Annotated in this window: 20 protein-coding genes; 8 read left to right on the top strand and 12 right to left on the bottom strand. The window is 69.1% G+C overall.

All coding sequences use genetic code 11. The annotated features are described in order from the left end of the window. Positions 1-103: 103 nt before the first annotated feature. The 4 genes from WAF18_RS13820 to WAF18_RS13835 all read right to left on the bottom strand — a co-directional run bounded on the left by WAF18_RS13820 (position 104) and on the right by WAF18_RS13835 (position 3,341). Positions 104-1,369, bottom strand: coding sequence for a hypothetical protein (locus WAF18_RS13820; RefSeq protein WP_337245625.1), 1,266 nt, complete (start codon positions 1,367-1,369; stop codon positions 104-106). Continuing rightward, positions 1,366-1,626, bottom strand: coding sequence for a DUF2249 domain-containing protein (locus WAF18_RS13825; RefSeq protein WP_337245626.1), 261 nt, complete (start codon positions 1,624-1,626; stop codon positions 1,366-1,368). Before WAF18_RS13825 ends, WAF18_RS13820 begins: the two co-directional genes overlap by 4 nt. 87 nt (positions 1,627-1,713) lie before the next feature. Next, positions 1,714-2,574 (bottom strand): pyridoxine/pyridoxal/pyridoxamine kinase, encoded by an 861-nt coding sequence (pdxK, locus tag WAF18_RS13830; RefSeq protein ID WP_337245627.1) that lies wholly within the window; start codon positions 2,572-2,574, stop codon positions 1,714-1,716. After that, on the bottom strand, positions 2,571-3,341 hold the full coding sequence (locus tag WAF18_RS13835; RefSeq protein ID WP_337245628.1) for a YggS family pyridoxal phosphate-dependent enzyme: 771 nt from the start codon (positions 3,339-3,341) through the stop codon (positions 2,571-2,573). The genes pdxK and WAF18_RS13835 overlap by 4 nt, the downstream gene beginning before the upstream one ends. A gap of 227 nt (positions 3,342-3,568) precedes the next feature. On the opposite strand from WAF18_RS13835, the gene WAF18_RS13840 reads away from it, so the two are divergent. Continuing rightward, positions 3,569-5,083: a fumarate hydratase gene (locus WAF18_RS13840; RefSeq protein WP_337245661.1), complete on the top strand. Its 1,515-nt coding sequence runs from the start codon at positions 3,569-3,571 to the stop codon at positions 5,081-5,083. A gap of 73 nt (positions 5,084-5,156) precedes the next feature. On the opposite strand, the gene WAF18_RS13845 is transcribed toward WAF18_RS13840, so the two are convergent. The 4 genes from WAF18_RS13845 to WAF18_RS13860 form a co-directional block, all read right to left on the bottom strand. Then, positions 5,157-6,356 (bottom strand): sterol desaturase family protein, encoded by a 1,200-nt coding sequence (locus tag WAF18_RS13845; protein ID WP_337245629.1) that lies wholly within the window; start codon positions 6,354-6,356, stop codon positions 5,157-5,159. Between the two features lie 83 nt (positions 6,357-6,439). Then, on the bottom strand, positions 6,440-7,588 hold the full coding sequence (locus WAF18_RS13850; RefSeq protein WP_337245630.1) for a phospholipase A: 1,149 nt from the start codon (positions 7,586-7,588) through the stop codon (positions 6,440-6,442). Further along, a complete protein-coding gene (locus tag WAF18_RS13855; protein WP_337245631.1) occupies positions 7,585-8,799 on the bottom strand; it encodes a mechanosensitive ion channel domain-containing protein in 1,215 nt (404 codons plus the stop codon). The genes WAF18_RS13850 and WAF18_RS13855 overlap by 4 nt, the downstream gene beginning before the upstream one ends. Before the next feature lie 15 nt (positions 8,800-8,814). Then, complete coding sequence (locus WAF18_RS13860; protein WP_337245632.1) at positions 8,815-9,315, bottom strand: DUF456 domain-containing protein; 501 nt, start codon at positions 9,313-9,315, stop codon at positions 8,815-8,817. Between the two features lie 251 nt (positions 9,316-9,566). Here WAF18_RS13860 and WAF18_RS13865 point away from each other — a divergent pair, with 251 nt between their 5' ends. Beyond that, complete coding sequence (locus WAF18_RS13865; RefSeq protein WP_047135804.1) at positions 9,567-9,776, top strand: cold-shock protein; 210 nt, start codon at positions 9,567-9,569, stop codon at positions 9,774-9,776. Between the two features lie 270 nt (positions 9,777-10,046). Here WAF18_RS13865 and WAF18_RS13870 read toward each other — a convergent pair whose 3' ends face one another. Then, positions 10,047-10,532: a peptidoglycan-associated outer membrane lipoprotein precursor gene (locus tag WAF18_RS13870; protein ID WP_183425413.1), complete on the bottom strand. Its 486-nt coding sequence runs from the start codon at positions 10,530-10,532 to the stop codon at positions 10,047-10,049. A 140-nt stretch (positions 10,533-10,672) separates the two neighbouring features. Next, complete coding sequence (locus WAF18_RS13875; RefSeq protein WP_337245633.1) at positions 10,673-11,131, bottom strand: hypothetical protein; 459 nt, start codon at positions 11,129-11,131, stop codon at positions 10,673-10,675. Positions 11,132-11,214: 83 nt separating this feature from the next. Between WAF18_RS13875 and WAF18_RS13880 the strand changes: the two genes are divergently transcribed. Next, positions 11,215-12,018 (top strand): tRNA threonylcarbamoyladenosine dehydratase, encoded by an 804-nt coding sequence (locus WAF18_RS13880; RefSeq protein WP_337245634.1) that lies wholly within the window; start codon positions 11,215-11,217, stop codon positions 12,016-12,018. Between the two features lie 12 nt (positions 12,019-12,030). On the opposite strand, the gene WAF18_RS13885 is transcribed toward WAF18_RS13880, so the two are convergent. Both WAF18_RS13885 and WAF18_RS13890 read right to left on the bottom strand, forming a co-directional pair. Then, positions 12,031-12,801, bottom strand: coding sequence for a TatD family hydrolase (locus tag WAF18_RS13885; RefSeq protein WP_337245635.1), 771 nt, complete (start codon positions 12,799-12,801; stop codon positions 12,031-12,033). Further along, a complete protein-coding gene (locus WAF18_RS13890; RefSeq protein WP_183425409.1) occupies positions 12,798-13,040 on the bottom strand; it encodes a DUF6116 family protein in 243 nt (80 codons plus the stop codon). Before WAF18_RS13890 ends, WAF18_RS13885 begins: the two co-directional genes overlap by 4 nt. Positions 13,041-13,207: 167 nt before the next feature. Here WAF18_RS13890 and WAF18_RS13895 point away from each other — a divergent pair, with 167 nt between their 5' ends. The 5 genes from WAF18_RS13895 (at position 13,208) to WAF18_RS13915 (ending at position 16,802) form a co-directional block, all read left to right on the top strand. After that, on the top strand, positions 13,208-13,981 hold the full coding sequence (locus tag WAF18_RS13895; RefSeq protein ID WP_337245636.1) for a glycine zipper 2TM domain-containing protein: 774 nt from the start codon (positions 13,208-13,210) through the stop codon (positions 13,979-13,981). Between the two features lie 125 nt (positions 13,982-14,106). Then, the gene (locus tag WAF18_RS13900; protein ID WP_337245637.1) at positions 14,107-15,270 is read left to right on the top strand and encodes an acyl-CoA dehydrogenase family protein; all 1,164 of its coding nucleotides are present in this window, start codon (positions 14,107-14,109) and stop codon (positions 15,268-15,270) included. Positions 15,271-15,272: 2 nt separating this feature from the next. Then, a complete protein-coding gene (locus WAF18_RS13905) occupies positions 15,273-15,584 on the top strand; it encodes a cupin domain-containing protein (protein WP_183425406.1) in 312 nt (103 codons plus the stop codon). Positions 15,585-15,603: 19 nt separating this feature from the next. Continuing rightward, entirely contained in the window at positions 15,604-16,161 is a 558-nt protein-coding gene (locus WAF18_RS13910) for a GNAT family N-acetyltransferase (RefSeq protein ID WP_337245638.1), read from the top strand. After that, positions 16,158-16,802: a glutathione S-transferase family protein gene (locus WAF18_RS13915; RefSeq protein ID WP_337245639.1), complete on the top strand. Its 645-nt coding sequence runs from the start codon at positions 16,158-16,160 to the stop codon at positions 16,800-16,802. Before WAF18_RS13910 ends, WAF18_RS13915 begins: the two co-directional genes overlap by 4 nt. The last annotated feature ends 8 nt before the right edge of the window (positions 16,803-16,810 follow it).

Below are 16,810 nucleotides of genomic sequence, written 5' to 3' on the forward strand. Positions count from 1 at the left end.
GGTGTCCTCTGGACGATGGGAGTGGGCGGTGCGGCCATGCTGGGCCGGCCGGCGGCCGGACGCGCTGATCTGGATCAAGGCGTGTTCCGTAGCCGTCGAGCGCTCAGAGGGGGCGGATCGCGGTGCGTGCGAATCGGCGTGCATGCCGTGCGCAGCGCAGCGCGCAGGCAAGCGTTGCGCCATGCGCGGCCAGCAACGCGAGGCCGGCGGCGGGCGCCGCTCGGGGCCACAGCACGGCAGCCGGGAGCGCCACCGCGCACATCAGGTGCGCGCCGAGCGCGGCCGCCTTCCAGCGATCGGGCAACAGTTGAGCGGTTCCCGGCACGCGCACACCACGCGGGCATGCTGCACGGACCTCCAGCCAGGCCAGGAACGCGACGATCTCCAGCAGCATCCCTGAGAGCATCATCGGCAACCCGACGCCGAGCCCGAGGGCGCCGGCGAGCAGGCCCGCGGCCGGCGGCAGCAAGTCGGCCGCGACCAGCGGCGCCAGCGCACAGGCCGCGCCGGTCGCCAAGGTGCCGCAGCGCCAGAACGCCACCAAGGCCGGATTGCGCCGCCGCGGCGCGCGCGCCGGCAACCCCAGCGAGACCGCGACGAAGGCCAGCGCCGGTGAGGCGGCCGCGACAGCAAGCCCGACCTGCGTATCGAGCGCCATGCGCAGCACGGCGCCTGCGATCAGCGCCACGCCGACCGCCGTGCACCAGACCAGCAGCCAGCGGGATGCGATCGTGGTCGTGCCCTGGAACATCGGCAGCACCACGCTGCCGACCGCGGCCATCAGGCCCAACACCCAGCCCAGCACGCCGGTCGCGGCATGGAGGTCGGCCAGCGGCACCAGCGCCAGCGCCAGATCGCCGCGCAGCGTCGCCACCAGCAGGCCGCCCAGGCAGACCGTGACCGCCAGCGCCAGCAGCGACAGCGCAATGCCGCCACGCAACGCTCGCAACGCGCCGCGGCGCAGCAGGCCCGGCAATGCGGCGGTCGCGAACGCCAACGGCGGCGCGGCGAGCAACAGGGCGGCCAGGCCCAGCAGCGCGGGCGCGGGCAGCAGCAGTCCGGTGACGAACAGCACCAGTCCGGCGTTGAATGCGACGTGCAGCCACGCGGTCGATCGCTGCAGCGGCATCGGCACGCCCGCGGCGACCGGCAGGAACTGCAACAGGCTGCCGAGCATCGCGTTGCCGAGCACGCCGAGGGTGAACGCGTGCACCAGCGCGACAGTCTGCGGGGCCCATCGGCTGGTGAACGCTTCGTCGCCCAGCACCAGCACACCGACGCCTGCAGCCAAGCCCCACAGCGGCGCGCTCAGCAGCCAGCGCAATGGGCGCGCAGGCGGCGGCGCCTGCGCCAGGTCGAGTGCGGTCACGGTGGTGCGAACGCGTCGCTTGCGGCTGCGGCTGCGGCATCGGCCTGTCGCCAGATCGCCATGCGCGCATGGCCCGGCGCCTCGTGCAGCAGACGCCACGCAAACCCGTCGCGCGCGAGCAACGCCCACAGCGGCACGGGACGCATGGGCGTGGAGGCGTCCAGCCAATGCCCGGGCGACAGTGTGACCAACGCGTCGAGGATGCGTTCCATCGGCTCGGGCGGCGGCAGGTCACGCAGATCGAGGCGAATGCGCATGGCGGCGGCGTCCGGGAGGCGGTGCACGACTGTGCGCCGCGCATGCCGGCAGCGCCTTGACCTGGGTCAGCGCTGCCCGCGCCGGGCTCAGCCCAGGCGTCGTCCGATCTCGCGCGGCAGCGCCAGTTCCTGCCAGCCTTGCGCCTGGACATGCCGCAGCACCGCGACCACGTCGTCGCAGGCGCGGCGCACGGCATCGCCGAGCGCGGCGCCGGTCATCATCCGGCCGCCGACCAGCGCAGCGAACATGTCGCCAGTGCCCTTGACCGCATGCGCGACCGCGGGGTGCTCGAACGTCTCCCAGCCCTGCGTCGAGACCGCGAGCACCTGGACCACGCCAGGCGGGCAGGTCTCGGGCGCGGCGCTGGTCACCACGACCCATTCGGTGACCGGGCCGAGCAGGCCGGCTGCAGCCTGGGCGCAGTCCTCGAGCGTGCGCAGTGCGCGGCCGCAGAGCTGTTCGAGCTCGAAATGGTTCGGAGTCAGGCCATGGGCGCGTGGCAGCAGATGGTCGCGCCACACCGGGACCAGCGCCGGATCGGTGTAGATGCCGGTGTCGTGGTCGCCGATGACCGGGTCGATCTGCATCCGCAGTGCCGGGTTGCGCACGCGCATGCGATCCAGCCAGGCCGCCAGCGCCAGGCCCTGGGCCGGCGAGCCGAGATAGCCGACCAGCAGATGCCGCGCGCGGGTGACCACCTCGCGCGCCTCCAGGTCCTCGAGCAGGCCCTCGAACCAGTCCAGCGGCAACGGCGCGCCATGCATCGTCGGATAGTGCGGCGTGTTGCCGAACACCAAGGTCGGCACCGGCGCCACCTGCAGCCCGAGCGCCTGCAGCACGGGCACCGCAATGCTGTTGCCGACACTGCCGTAGACGACCTGCGACTGCACCGACACGACGTCGATGATGCGCGTGCCGACGGGCGGCGCATGGAGCAGGGCGCTCATCGGGTCTGCGCCGCGGAGGCGAGCCCGGGCCAGTAATGGCTGTCGGGCAGGCCGCGGTCGCCGAAGATCGCCGTGCCCACGCGCACCGTGGTCGCGCCCTCGGCAATCGCCAGTGCGAAATCGCCGGACATGCCCATCGACAGCTCGTCCATCGTCACGCCTGCCGGCGCCTCTTGGCGCAGCCGGTCGCGCAACGTGCGCATGCGCACAAAGCAGGGGCGCACCAGTGCCGGATCGGGCGAGAACAAGGCCAGCGTCATCAGGCCGCGCACGCGCAGCGACGAGAACGCACCCAGTTGCCGCACGAAGCCTGCGACCTCGTCGGGCGCCAGACCGAACTTGCTTGGCTCGGCCGAGGTGTTGACCTGGACCAGCACGTCCAGCGCACGTCCCTTGGCCTGCAACTGGCGGTCGAGCGCTTCGGCGACCCGCAGGCTGTCGAGCGCCTGGAACTCGCTGGCAAAGCGCGCGACATACTTGGCCTTGTTGGTCTGCAGATGGCCGATCAGCACCCAGCGCAGGTCGTCGAGATCGGCCATCGCCTCGGCCTTGCCCAGCGCTTCCTGCACCTTGTTCTCGCCCAGCTCTCGCAGGCCGATCGCGTGCGCCAGGCGCAACCGCGTCTCGTCGACGGTCTTGCTGACCGGCAGCAGGCGCACCTGCGCCGGGTCGCGTCCGGCGGCATGGCAGGCATCGTGGATGCGCGCGCGCACCGCGTCGAGGCGGCTGCGCAGCGCGGCGGCGGAGTCGTTCGGGGTATCGGTCATCAGAACGGGGGCGTGGTGGATCGGCGCCGGCCGCAGGCTGCAGCCGGAAGCCGACAAGGATACGCCTGGCGGATTGGCGCCGCGCGGGGCCGGGTCGTTGCGCCGGCGGTGTGGACGGTCGGCTGCCGTGGCCGGTCGGAAGGCCTAGAATGGGCGGGTTTTCCGCCAGCCTCGAGCCAGCCGTGTCCGCAAGCCACTCCCCGCATGCCGCGCCGTCGGGCGCGCCCGTGTCGATCCGCCAGGACGACCTGATCCAGTCGGTCGCCGATGCGCTGCAGTACATCAGCTACTACCACCCGGTCGATTACATCCGCAATCTCGCCGATGCCTATGAGCGCGAGGCGTCGCCCGCGGCGAAGGATGCGATGGCGCAGATCCTGATCAACTCGCGCATGTGCGCCGAGGGCCACCGCCCGATCTGTCAGGACACCGGCATCGTGACCGTGTTCCTTGCGATCGGCATGCAGGTGCGCTGGGACGATGCCACGATGGGTGTCGAGGACATGGTCAACGAGGGCGTGCGCCGCGCCTACAACGATCCCGACAACAAGCTACGTGCCAGCGTGCTGGCCGATCCGGCCGGTGCGCGCCGCAACACCCGCGACAACACGCCGGCGGTGGTCAACGTCAAGGTCGTGCCCGGCAACACGGTCGAGGTGATCGTGGCCGCCAAGGGCGGCGGCTCGGAGGCCAAGTCGAAGTTCGCGATGCTCAATCCGTCCGACTCGATCGTCGACTGGGTGCTCAAGACCGTGCCGACGATGGGCGCGGGCTGGTGTCCGCCGGGCATGCTCGGCATCGGCATCGGCGGCACCGCCGAGAAGGCGATGCTGCTGGCCAAGGAATCGCTGATGGAGCCGATCGACATCCAGGACCTGATCGCACGCGGGCCGTCGAACCGGATCGAGGAACTGCGCGTCGAGCTCTACCAGAAGGTCAATGCGCTGGGCATCGGCGCGCAGGGGCTCGGCGGCCTGACCACCGTGCTCGATATCAAGATCAAGGATTACCCGACCCATGCGGCGAACCTGCCGGTGGCGATGATCCCCAACTGCGCGGCGACCCGGCACGCGCACTTCACCCTCGACGGCAGCGGCCCGGTAACCCTCGACCCGCCGTCGCTCGCCGACTGGCCCGAGCTCACCTACAACCCGCGCAATGCGCGCCGGGTCGATCTGGACACGATCACCCGGGAAGAGGTCGCCAGCTTCCGGCCGGGCGAGGTGGTGCTGCTCAACGGCAAGTTGCTGACCGGGCGCGACGCCGCCCACAAGCGCATGGTCGACATGCTCAACCGCGGCGAGACGCTGCCGGTGGACTTCACCAACCGCTTCATCTACTACGTCGGCCCGGTCGACCCGGTGCGCGAAGAGGTCGTGGGCCCGGCCGGACCGACCACCGCCACGCGCATGGACAAGTTCACCCGGCAGATGCTCGAGCAGACCGGTCTGCTGGGCATGGTCGGCAAGGCCGAACGCGGCCCGGCGGCGATCGAGGCGATCCGCGACAACCGCGCGGTGTACTTGATGGCGGTCGGCGGCTCGGCCTATCTGGTGTCCAAGGCGATCAAGGCCAGCCGCGTCGTCGCGTTCGAGGACCTGGGCATGGAAGCGATCTACGAGTTCGAGGTCAAGGACATGCCGGTGACGGTGGCCGTGGATGCGAACGGCGAATCGGTGCACGAGACCGGCCCGCGGACCTGGAAGGCCAAGATCGCCGGCATCCCGCTCGAAGTCGTGTGATCGGCGACGACGCGACAGCGGATCGGACGGCGCCTGCGGGCGCCGTTCGCACTTGCGCAGGCGACCTTCGCGTTCAGTCGACGTAGTCGTCGAAGGTCTTGCGCCGACGGAACGGCATCAGATGCTGGCTGACGATGCCGCGCGGCACCGTCTCGAGTTTCATCACGCCGTACTCTTGCGGCCAGGCATCGCGCTCGGGCGGCAGCTTGAACGTGCCCATCAGCATGTCGACCAGCGGCAGGTGGATCGCGTAGTTGACGTCGATGTACGCCTGCTCACGGGCGTGGTGCCAGTGGTGATAACGCGGCAGCACCAGCACGTACTCCAGCCAGCCGAAACGCACGCCGATGTTGGCGTGGGCGACGACCGCCTGCAGGCCGACGAGGATGACGTAGGCATTGACCGCCGCGGTCGAGAAGCCGAGCACCAGCAAGGGCAGCAGCACGACGCTGCGCGTGAGCACGATCTCGACGAAATGGATCCGCGAGCCGGCCAGCCAGTCCATCTGGCGGCTTGAGTGATGCACGGCGTGGAAGCGCCAGAGCCAGGGAATGTTGTGGTAGGCGCGGTGCAGCAGCGCCTGGGCCAGGTCGGCCACGAACACCGCGATCAGGAACTGCGCCCACACCGGCAGCGACTGGATCGCCCGCTCCAGCGCCGGGAACGCGGCGAAGCTGGCAATCGTGGAGGTCGAGGCCGTGACCAGGATCAGGATGAACTGCACCAGCACATGGCTCATGAAGAAGTACGTCAGGTCGGTGCGCCAGCCCGGGCGCAGCGGCGAGACACGACGCTTGCCCAGGTAGTGCTCCAGCGGGACGAACACCAGCGCCGAGAAGAACAGCGAGATCACGAACCAGTCCAGGCCCAGCGAGTAGGGCGTGTGGCCGATGGCGTCGAATTGCACATTGGTACCGCCCAGCAGCACCGCCAGCGTCGCACCGGCGACGCCGATCGTAGCGATGCGCTTGTTGCGGTCGCGCAGGATCGCCACCGTGCCCAGCACGAACGCCGCGACCAGGCCGATCAGCAACAGGTTGCGCGCGAAGCCCTCGTCGTAGACGGCGCGAAACTCCTTGCTGGTCAGCAACTCGGGAAAATGGAAGCACACGACGCCGAAGACGCTCAGCAGCCCCAGCAGCGCCGAGGCGTAGGCGAAGAACGAGCGGCGCGGACGCGCGAGCGGGGCGGCGTCTTGCGGTGGGGGCGGGGTGGCAGCGGCCTCCATGCGCGGGTCCTTGGCATGCGGCAGCGCCGCGGGCGAGCCGATCATAGCCGCTCGCGGCGGTGGCGCCGCAAGCCCCGGATCGGCGCCTGCGGTGCCTGGCGGCGCGGGCCGGGCGCCCGCGCCGTCGGTCAGAACCAGTCCATCAACGAGATGCCCAGGCCGACGTAGGTGGCCCTGTGGTTATAGTCGATCAGGCTTTCGCCGTAGCCGTCGAACACCTGCAGATGGCCGCGGAAATTGCGGTGGATCGGAAAGCCCCAGTCGAACTGCAGCGCGCCGTGCGAGCGGTCGCCGCCGCGCAGCGAATGCCGGGCCATCAGCGTGAACTGGTGGCCGTCGCGGACGTGGCTCAGGGTCAGGTCGCCGCGCCCCATGTAGTCGGCGATATCGGGGTTGTCGCTGTCGCTGCCTTCGCCGAGCACGATCCACGGCCGTGCGGTCAGCGCCCAGTTCTGCCGGTCGAAGCCGAAGTTGAACATCACCCGGTTCCAACTGCGCGACAGCGGGTCGCCGCGGCCGTTGGACTGGTGGTTGATGCCGATGCCGGTCATGCGCCCGCGCCAGCCGCCCGGCAGGCCATAGTTGTTGCGGAAGACCATCAGGATCTCGGGCTCGTAGTTGGTCTCGCGGAACGGGCGCGAGGCCTCGCTGTTGTAGACCTGCCAGCGCGAGCTCTGGGTGTAGCCCATCCAGATGTCGCCGTTGTTGCCGAACAGGTTCTCGACCGCCTTGGTCTTGAAGCTGATCTGGAACTTGGCCTCGGTGCTGTCGAGCGCGATCGGGTCGGTGACCGTATTGGCCGGATTGGGCGAGCTGGGCGTGCGGTTGACGTCCGAGGTCCAGAACACCGGCAGCAGATACAGCGGCTTGTAGGCACGCAGGTTGAAGATGCCCAGCTTGGAATCCTTGGCCAGTTCCCAGCGGCTGTCGAGCAGCGAGCCCTGGCCCGCGTTGGCGATGGCGTCCTCCAGGCCGCGGGTGGTGTCGCGCGCGTAGAGGTTGCGGCTGGCCGGTTCGGCGGACAGCACCTCGGCGAGCGCGGCCGGATCGCGGCGCAGCTCGCGCGCGCGCTCGGCGGTGACGTCGGCCTGCGGCGTCGGCGGCGCCTGGCGGCCGGCAAAGGCGTCGTAGCACGCCAGACGCTGCGCGTCCTGCTCGACCGCCAGGCAGGCCTCCAGGCTGGCGGGGGCCGACGGTGCGACCGATGGCGCCTGCGCCAGGGCGTGCGTGGACAGGCTCGCGAGCGCGGCCGGGAGCAGGGCGAGACGGACATTCATTGCGGGGCGTCCTTTGCGATCAGCAGGTTCTGGGGATCGGCATTGACGACTTCGGCGACGTGCTCGTCGATGTCGCGGTTGACCGAGGTGTCGACGCCGACGCTGGTCGCCGGTTCGATGTCGTGATGATCGGGGAGCGCGTCCGTGTCCCGCGTGAGGACGACGTGGGTGGTGCTGCGCGGGCCCTGGATGCCGGCGCGCCAGAAAGCGCCCTTGACCCGGCGGATCGCCTCGCCGCGGGTCTTGCCCAGGTCGCTCTTGCGCTGGTCCACCCAGCCGAAGAAACGCAGCACACTGCCCGAGGGGCCGAACTCGACCAGTGTCCACGACGGACCGGGATCGGTGAGCACGTCATCGATCGCCGCGATCTCGGCCAGACCGATCGCCTGCGCCTGGCGGATCGAATGGCTGGCGTCGATGTTCATCGCAAAATCGAAGCGACGGCGCGGGTTGCTGCTGTAGTTGAGGATCACCGCCTTGAACACCAACGCATTGGGCAGGCGCAGCTCGTTGCCTTCGGCGGTGACCAGCACCATCGCGCGTGCGCTCAACGAGGCGACCCGGCCCTCGTAGCTGTCGATCTTGACGGTCTCGCCCGGCTCGAACGGCCGGCGCAGGCTCAACAGGATGCCGGCGATGTAGTTCTCGGCGATGTCCTTGAACGCGAAGCCCATCGCGATGCCCAGCACGCCGGCCGATCCGAACACCACACCGATCACCGCGGTCGCGTTGAGCAGGTCCAGTGCGATCACGATGCCGATCAGCAGGATCGCGGCCTGCACCATGCGACGCAGCAGGCTGTCGAGATAGGGGTTACGCGTACGCAGGTGCAGCCAGTGCAGGCGCTGGGAGACCACGCGGCCCAGCCATGCGGCGAGTGCCACGACCACCAGCGCGGCCAGCAGCAACGGCAGGTTCGCGAGCAGGCGCATGAAACGATTGACGGTTTCGTCGTACACCGCGTCGAAACGACCGCGCACATCGGCCTCCTCGAACGCTTGCGCCGCGCTTGGCGGTGGGGCATCGACCGCTTGAGTGCCGGCGGCCGTGCCAGGATCGGCGGCTGCCGATGCGGCCGGCGCCGCGCTCGGTGCGGCCAGGCTTGGCCCGGCAATGAGGCCGGCCATGAGCGCCAGCAGCAGAACGGCCAACAGGCCGAGGAATCGCCCGCGACGGGGCGGCAGGGAAGCGGTATGGGGGTGATCGGTCATCGGGGGATTGTGGACTCAGAACCACCAAGCGAATGCGAAGATCGCCAGCATCGAGACCGCCAATGCGAGTTTCAATGCCACGCCCAGCGCGATGCCCAGCCACGTGCCGATGCCGACCTTGGCCGCATGGCCGAGGCCGGCAGGATACAGAGTGCGGCGGCTGATCAACTCGCCCACCACCGCGCCGACGAAGGGACCGGCGAACAGGCCCGGCAGGCCGAAGAACAGACCGACGAAGGTGCCGACCACCGTGCCCAGCAATGCCAGCGGACTGGCGCCCACGCGCTTGGCGCCGACCGCGGTGGCCCAAAAGTCCACCGCGAACGAGACCGCGGTCAACAGCCCCAACACGACGAGCGGCATCGCGCCCACGCGCTGGAAACCGTCCGCCCAGGCCGCTGTCAGCAGGCCCGCGAATACCAGTGGCAGGCCGGGCAGGGCCGGCAACACGACGCCGGCCAGGCCGATGGCGACCAGCAGGCCGGCGAGCAGGTAAAGCGGCACACTTATGTCCATGCGGACCCCGCTGGATCGGGGGCCACGGGCCCCTGGAACGGGCCTTTGGGGGGCGATTGCATTTTCATAAATGCCGGGTTACTTTGCAGGCGCTGTGTTTGTCAAGGTCACCGTGAATCGTGACCCTGCATCAAGTCGCTGGCTCGTTCCACCGGTCCGCTGCATCGTCGCACCCGTGTTCTCCTTGCAACCAGCCGCCCGACAGGCGTAATCGCTCGATACATCGAACAGTTTCAGGGAGAGAGAGCAACATGGCAGAGCGCGAGACCGGTACCGTGAAGTGGTTCAACGATGCCAAGGGATTCGGATTCATCAGCCGTGAAAGCGGCGAAGACGTTTTCGTGCATTTCCGCGCCATCCAGGGCACGGGCTTCAAGAGCCTGCAGGAAGGCCAGAAGGTCAGCTTCACCGTCGTCCAGGGCCAGAAGGGCCTGCAGGCCGACGCCGTGACGCCGCTCTGACCAGCTGCGATGCTTCAAGAAAAACCCGGCCAATGGCCGGGTTTTTCTTATGTCCTCTTCTTAATTCGGAAATGCGGCGCACTTCGGATGGGCAGCGGCCTGTCAGGCGGAAGCCGCTCCTCCCTCGGTCAGGACATTCTGTCCTGACTCGGGCGCGCGCCATCCATGGCGCGCTCGACGCGGCCACCGGCTGGCAGGCCGCTGCTGCGGGTACTGGCAACCTGACTTCGGGTAGCCACAGAGTCGCCCGCCGAACAAGTGCACCGCGGGTCAGTAGGCGTAGGCGCGTCCGTTCTGGACGCGGACCGGCGAGCCTTCGCGGATGCCGTCCAGATCGCCCTGACTGAGCACGATCGTGCGGCCGTCCTGCATGCGCACATGCACATTGAAATGACGCGCGCCCTCGACTCGATTCTGGATCGCGTTGCCGGCCACCGCACCGCCGACCGCACCGGCGCCGATCGCGACATTCCGGCGACCGTGACTGTCGGTGTTGTGTCGTGCGAGTTCCTTGGCCGCCACCGCGCCGACGATGCCGCCGATCAGCGGTCCGGCGACATTCGGGCCACGGTCGCCACCGACCACCTCGATGCGGGTCACGGTGCCGCAGTCATAGCACTCACCACGATAACCGCCGCCATAACCGCTGCCGTAGCCATCGTAACGGCCGTAATCGGAATAACCGGGCGAGGACGCGCAGCCGGCGAGTGCCAACGAGACGGCGACCGCTGCGGTACCGATCAGACGAGATTTCATGGGATCTCCTAGCGTGAGCGGGCCCGCTGCCCGACGTCGCCAACGCTATGCGGGGCGACGTGAATGAGGCAGCAATTCGTCGCGTCCAACGACGCGACCGAGGTGGACGTCCAGCCTCGATTCAGACCCGTATTCAGGACTCAGCGCAGATCCCGGTGGCACCCGCTGCAGGTCTCACCGACCGCATCGACCGCGACGCGCAGCTCGGCGCAATCGCTCGGCGGCGTGGCCAGGGCTGTATCGAGGGCGCGTCGCGCCGCGTCGGCATGCGCGCTGAAACCGCGATGGTCGCGCAGCTCGGGAAACGCCGGTTCCAGATCATCGGACAACAGGCGTAGCGCGCGCAGATGGGCCGTGCTGTCGGCCGATGGGCAGCGGCCCGTGTCGACCGCCGTCTGCAGGCCCGCCATGTGGGCCTGGTAGAGCCGCATCAGCGCACCGGGATAGTGGTCCTGCCAATCGCGCCGGCTCTCGAGCGCGCGCAGCACGACGACGAGCGCGAACACCCCGACCACCAGGCCCAGGACGAACACCACTGCATAGCGTGCGGCAGCTGATGGCGGCGTGCGCGCGGAAGACGAGGGCTCGGGCGTCGGCATCGTGCGCTCCTGGCGGTGGCGAAAGGCGGCGCGACCTTAGCATGGGCGGCCGGCGGGGCAGGGCGCCCGGTAGAATGCGCACCATGGACGAACACGCACGCGCCCGCTTTGCCGGAATCGAACGCCTGTACGGGCAGGGCACGATCGCGCGCCTGTTGCAGCGGCACGTCGCGGTGGTCGGGCTGGGCGGGGTCGGTTCGTGGGTGGCCGAGGCGCTTGCCCGCAGCGGTGTCGGCACGCTGACGCTGATCGACGCCGACGATCTGTGCGTGTCCAACACCAATCGGCAGTTGCCGGCGCTCGAGGGCCAGTACGGGCGCAACAAGGCAAGGGTCATGGCCGAGCGCTGCCTGGCGATCCATCCGCGCATGACGGTGCATGCGCTGGAGGACTTCGTGACCCCGGCCAACCTTGAGGCAATGCTGGGGCGGGGCTACGACCTGGTGATCGATGCCTGCGACAGTTTCCGCAGCAAGGTCGAGTTGATCGCCTGGTGCCGGCGACGCAAGCTGCCGGTGATCACGGTGGGCGCCGCCGGTGGCCGTATCGACCCGACGCTGGTGCGCGTGCGCGATCTGTCGCGGACCGAGCACGATGCGATGCTCGCGCTGATCCGCAAGAAGCTGCGCGCCGAATTCAATTTTCCCAAGGGCCCCAAGCGCTATTTCGGGGTGCCGGCGATCTATTCGCTGGAGAACGTCCGCTATCCGCAGGCCGATGGCAGTGTCTGCGGCGTCCGCCCGCAGTTGGGGCCCGATGCCGCGCTCAATCTCGATTGCGGCAGCGGCCTGGGGGCGGCTACGCACATCACCGGTGCGTTCGCATTCGCCGCGGCCGGCAAGGCGCTCGAACTGCTGTTGCGGCCGGCGGCCGATGCCGCCGCCTGATCGACGCGGCGGCTAGAGCGGCGGCAGACCGAACAGCCGCGCAGCGTTGTCGCGCGTCTGCGCGGCCACGATCTCCGGCGGTTCGCCGCGCAGGCGCGCGACCGTCTCCAGCACGTGGACCAGGCGCGCCGGTTCGTTGCGCTGGCCGCGGTGGGCGCTGTCGGGCTGGTCGGGGGCGTCGGTCTCGAGCAGCAGGTGTTCGATCGGCATCGTCGCGGCCAATCGGTGCAGGCGGCGGGCGCGGTCATAGGTCAACGGCCCGCCGAGTCCGATCATGAAACCGCGCTGCCACAGCTGGCGTGCCTGTTCGGCGCTGCCGCCGAAGCTGTGCACCACGCCGCGCAGGCCGTCATACCGTTTGAGCGCTGCGATCACCGGATCGACTGCCCGCCGCGCGTGCACGATCACCGGCAGGTCGTGGGCATGCGCCAGGCGCAACTGGCCTTCGAAACAATGCGCCTGGGCCTGGCGGTCGAGCCCATCGACGAAATGGTCCAGGCCGCACTCGCCAACCGCCACCGGCCGCTCGCGCACGATCCAGTCGGCCAGGGCGTCCAGATCTTCGGGCTGGTGTTCGGCCAGAAACATCGGGTGCAGTCCGTAGGCCGGAAACAGGCCGGCGTCTTCGGCGCAGACCGCGCGCAAGCCCGGCCATGCCGCGCGGGTGATGGCCGGCACCACTTGTTGCACGACGCCCGCCGCCCGCGCGCGCGCCAAGACCGCCGCACGGTCGTCGTTGAACTGCGGTGCGTCGAGATGACAATGGCTGTCGACCAGCCTCAAGGGCGGCGCGCCTGGCCATCGATCGGCGGACGCGGATCGGCGTGTGTCGGCGCGTCGGGCGTGCGCTTGCGCCGGGCCAAGGCGACCGTCGCCAGCCCCAGCAGGACTTCGTCGATCAGGATGATCGGATCGGGGATGACCAGATTGATGCCGAACAGGATGGCCACGACCACGAACAGGCGCGGGTGACTCAACCGGGACAGCCACGACACGAGCGGCACGGTAAAGGGACTGGGCATCGTGGGCCTCGCGAGGGGGGCGGGATGCGGCACACGCTAGCACGGCCTGCTGACGTCCCGGTTTAGCGCCGGGTCAGCCTGAGTCGCCCTTGTTCGTGTGCCTGTTCAGCTTGGCAATGGTGCAATCACTGTCACGACGTACAGGCCGATGGCCGCAAGGAGATCCCATGAAGAGCAACACGATCGCGATTGCGCTGGCGTCTTTGCTGGTAGGTGGCGTGGCCGTCGGCGCGTACCACAACAGCCGCGATGGCGCGGGGACATCGGTCGCCGGCGATACGACCGCGGGCGCCGAGGACAAGCGCGTCGAGGACAAGCTCGACTATGCCGACGTCGTGGCGACCCGCCCGGTCACCGAGACCGAACAGGTCTATGCGACCGTGCTGGGCAGCGAGCCGATCCGCGAGACGATGACCTCGACCTCGCCGCGCCAGGTCTGCGAGGACGTGGTGGTGCAAGACCGTCTGCCCGAGCGCGACGGCAACGTCGGCGGGACCGTGGTCGGCGCGCTGGTCGGCGGTCTGGTGGGCAACCAGGTCGGCGGCGGCAATGGGCGCAAGCTCGCCACCGCGGCCGGCGCGACCGCCGGCGGCTTCATCGGCAACCGGATCGACCGTAACCATGTCGGCGGCCGCGTCGTCGAACGTGTCGACCGTCAGTGCCGCACCGTGCAGGATTCCTCGCAGTCCTCGCGTGTGGTCGCCTACAACGTGACCTATCGCAATCCCGACGGCACCACCGGCTCGATGCGCACCGACAGCAAGCCGGGCAACCGGATCCTGCTGGGCGACGAGGAAAAGACGGTCGGCTACGACGTCACCTATCGCTACGAAGGCACCGAGCACACGCTGCGCATGCGCGAAGCCCCGGGCGAGCGTCTGCCGGTGCTCAATGGCCGGGTGATGACCGCAGCGCTCGACGACGCGCCCGTGCGCGGCTGAGCAACCGCGCCATCGCTGTCTTGCAGGAAGGCCGGCACATCGCCGGCCTTCCTGCGTGGAGGCCCCCGACGACGCCGGCGCGTGGATCGCTACAATGGCCGGCATCCCGCCCAGACCGGACCGCCATGGCCCTGCATCCCTACGATCTGTACGACGTGCGTTCGCTGCTCGATGAAGACGAGCGCGCGGTCCAGGACGCCGTCGCCCGCTTCACCGACGAGCGTGTGCTGCCGATCATCGGCGCCTGCTTCGACGAGGGGCGGTTTCCGACCGAACTGATTCCCGAGATGGCCGAACTCGGCCTGCTCGGCGCCACGTTGCCGACCGAGTACGGCTGCGCCGGCCTCAACGCGGTCAGCTACGGCCTGATCTGCCAGGAACTCGAGCGTGGCGACAGCGGCCTGCGCAGCTTCGCCAGCGTGCAATCGTCGCTGTGCATGTATCCGATCTATGCCTACGGCAGCGAGGAGCAGCGCCGCCGCTGGCTGCCCGACATGGCGGCCGGCCGGGTCATCGGTTGCTTCGGTCTGACCGAGCCCCATGGCGGCTCGGACCCAGCGAACATGAAGACCCATGCGCGCCGCGACGGCGGCGACTGGATCCTCAACGGCGCCAAGATGTGGATCACCAACGGCAACCTGGCCGACATCGCGATCGTCTGGGCGAAGACCGACGACGGCATCCAGGGGTTCGTCGTGGAGAAGGACTTCGCCGGCTTCACGGCGCAGGAGATCAAACACAAGATGAGCCTGCGTGCCTCGGTCACCAGCGCGCTGTACTTCGACGATGTGCGCGTGCCCGATGCCAACCGCCTGCCGAACGTCAAGGGACTCAAGGGTCCGCTGGGCTGCCTGACCCAGGCGCGCTACGGCATTACCTGGGGGCCGATCGGCGCGGCGATCGCGTGCCTGGACGAGGCGCTGGGCTATTCCAAGGAACGCATCCTGTTCGATCGCCCGGTGGCCGCGACCCAGAGCGCGCAGATCAAGCTTGCCGACTGGGCGCGCCGGATCACCAGCGCGCAGTTGCTGTCATTGCAGCTCGGCCGTCTGAAGGATGCCGGCAAGATGCAGCCGACCCAGGTTTCGCTGGCGAAGTGGAACAATTGCCGCATGGCGATCGACATCGCCCGCGAAGCGCGCGATCTGCTGGGTGGCGCCGGCATCACGACCGAGCACTCGCCGATCCGTCATGCGCTCAACCTCGAGTCGGTCATTACCTACGAAGGCACCGAGACCGTGCACCAGCTCGTCGTGGGGCGCGAGTTGACGGGTATCAACGCGTTCTGAGCATGCGTACGATTCGATCGCGCGAGTTCACCGCCGACAGCGCGTGGGGCGCATTGGATGTCGCCGCCATCGAGGGCGCCACCGTCCGTCTGCACTGGACCGATCGTCCCTACCAGTGGCATGTCAACGACGGCGAGGAAGTCTTCGCCGTGCTCGACGGCCGTGTGGAGATGCGCTATCGCCAGGGCGAGGCCGAACACGCGGTCGTGCTGGAAGCCGGCGACCTGTTCCATGCCGGGCCGGGCGACGCGCATGTCGCCCATCCGATCGGCGAGGCGCGCATCCTCGTGATCGAGAAGGCCGGCAGTCTTTGAGACCTGCACTATGCCCACGATGCCGTCATCCGCTGCCGCGCCGATCCTCGAAACCGACCGCCTGATCCTGCGCCTGCCCAAGGCCGAGGATTTCGACCGCTACGCCGAACTGCTGGCCGACGAGACCGCGGCGCGCTACATCGGCGGGTGCCAGCCGCGCGCGGCCGCATGGCGCAAGTTCCTGCAGCAACCCGGCGCCTGGTTGCTGCAGGGCTTCGGCATGTTCTCGGTCGTCGAGCGGGCGGGCGGGCGCTGGCTCGGCCAACTCGGGCCCTGGCGTCCGGAGGGCTGGCCGGGCAACGAGATCGGCTACGCGTTCCATCCCGATGCCTGGGGCCAGGGCTATGCCGTGGAAGCGGCGGTCGCCGCCATCGACTGGGCATTCGAGGCACTGCACTGGGACGACATCATCCACTGCATCGATCCGGCGAACCTGCCATCGCAGAACGTCGCCCGGCGGCTGGGCGCTGTCTGCCGCGGGCCGGGCCGGCTCCCGGCGCCGTTCGAGGACCATCCGATCGAGATCTGGGGCCAGACGCGCGCGCAATGGCACGAGCACCGAAAGCGTTTTGCATGACCGCGATCTACGGCTACTCGCCATCGGGCAATTGCCACAAGCTGCGGCTGCTGCTCGAACAGCTCGGCCGCCCGTATCGCTGGATCGAAACCGACAGTAGCCGCGGCGCGACCCGCACCCCGGATTATCTCGCCAAGAATCCCAACGGCAAGGTGCCGATGCTCGAGCTCGACGACGGCCGCGTGCTGGTGGAGTCGAACGCGATCCTGCACTGGCTGGCGGAGGGCAGTGAGTTCGTGCCGGGCGATGCCTGGCAGCGGGCACAGACGCTGTCGTGGATGTTCTTCGAGCAGTACAGCCACGAACCCTGTCTCGCCGTTGCTCGCTTCATCTGTGGCTGGACGCCGCTCGATTCGCCGCGTCGCGCCGAACTGCCGCGCCTGCACGAACGCGGCGCGCAGGCCCTGGCGGTGATGGAGACGCACCTGTCGGCGCATCCCTGGTTCACCGGCCCGCGCTATGGCATTGCCGATATCGCGCTGTTCCCTTACACCGATGCCGCCGGCGACGGGGGATTCGACCTGTCGCCGTACCCGGCGCTGCGCGACTGGCTGGCCCGCGTGCGCGCGACGCCGCGGTTCGTTGCCATGCCGGCACCCGCGCCCGAACACGCCGCGCTGATCGCGGCATCCCGCCAGTAGGTCCCGAC

This window comes from Luteimonas sp. gir, assembly GCF_037198055.1.
Lineage (GTDB): Bacteria > Pseudomonadota > Gammaproteobacteria > Xanthomonadales > Xanthomonadaceae > Luteimonas > Luteimonas citri_A.

Excerpts from the sequence above, each read along its gene's own strand:
- WAF18_RS13825 (WP_337245626.1), bottom strand. The coding sequence starts at position 1,626 with ATGCGCATTCGCCTCGATCTGCGTGACCTGCCGCCGCCCGAGCCGATG.
- pdxK (WP_337245627.1), bottom strand. The coding sequence starts at position 2,574 with ATGAGCGCCCTGCTCCATGCGCCGCCCGTCGGCACGCGCATCATCGAC.
- WAF18_RS13835 (WP_337245628.1), bottom strand. The coding sequence starts at position 3,341 with ATGACCGATACCCCGAACGACTCCGCCGCCGCGCTGCGCAGCCGCCTC.
- WAF18_RS13845 (WP_337245629.1), bottom strand. The coding sequence starts at position 6,356 with ATGATCGGCTCGCCCGCGGCGCTGCCGCATGCCAAGGACCCGCGCATG.
- WAF18_RS13850 (WP_337245630.1), bottom strand. The coding sequence starts at position 7,588 with ATGAATGTCCGTCTCGCCCTGCTCCCGGCCGCGCTCGCGAGCCTGTCC.
- WAF18_RS13855 (WP_337245631.1), bottom strand. The coding sequence starts at position 8,799 with ATGACCGATCACCCCCATACCGCTTCCCTGCCGCCCCGTCGCGGGCGA.
- WAF18_RS13860 (WP_337245632.1), bottom strand. The coding sequence starts at position 9,315 with ATGGACATAAGTGTGCCGCTTTACCTGCTCGCCGGCCTGCTGGTCGCC.
- WAF18_RS13865 (WP_047135804.1), top strand. The coding sequence starts at position 9,567 with ATGGCAGAGCGCGAGACCGGTACCGTGAAGTGGTTCAACGATGCCAAG.
- WAF18_RS13870 (WP_183425413.1), bottom strand. The coding sequence starts at position 10,532 with ATGAAATCTCGTCTGATCGGTACCGCAGCGGTCGCCGTCTCGTTGGCA.
- WAF18_RS13875 (WP_337245633.1), bottom strand. The coding sequence starts at position 11,131 with ATGCCGACGCCCGAGCCCTCGTCTTCCGCGCGCACGCCGCCATCAGCT.
- WAF18_RS13880 (WP_337245634.1), top strand. The coding sequence starts at position 11,215 with ATGGACGAACACGCACGCGCCCGCTTTGCCGGAATCGAACGCCTGTAC.
- WAF18_RS13890 (WP_183425409.1), bottom strand. The coding sequence starts at position 13,040 with ATGCCCAGTCCCTTTACCGTGCCGCTCGTGTCGTGGCTGTCCCGGTTG.
- WAF18_RS13895 (WP_337245636.1), top strand. The coding sequence starts at position 13,208 with ATGAAGAGCAACACGATCGCGATTGCGCTGGCGTCTTTGCTGGTAGGT.
- WAF18_RS13900 (WP_337245637.1), top strand. The coding sequence starts at position 14,107 with ATGGCCCTGCATCCCTACGATCTGTACGACGTGCGTTCGCTGCTCGAT.
- WAF18_RS13905 (WP_183425406.1), top strand. The coding sequence starts at position 15,273 with ATGCGTACGATTCGATCGCGCGAGTTCACCGCCGACAGCGCGTGGGGC.
- WAF18_RS13910 (WP_337245638.1), top strand. The coding sequence starts at position 15,604 with ATGCCGTCATCCGCTGCCGCGCCGATCCTCGAAACCGACCGCCTGATC.
- WAF18_RS13915 (WP_337245639.1), top strand. The coding sequence starts at position 16,158 with ATGACCGCGATCTACGGCTACTCGCCATCGGGCAATTGCCACAAGCTG.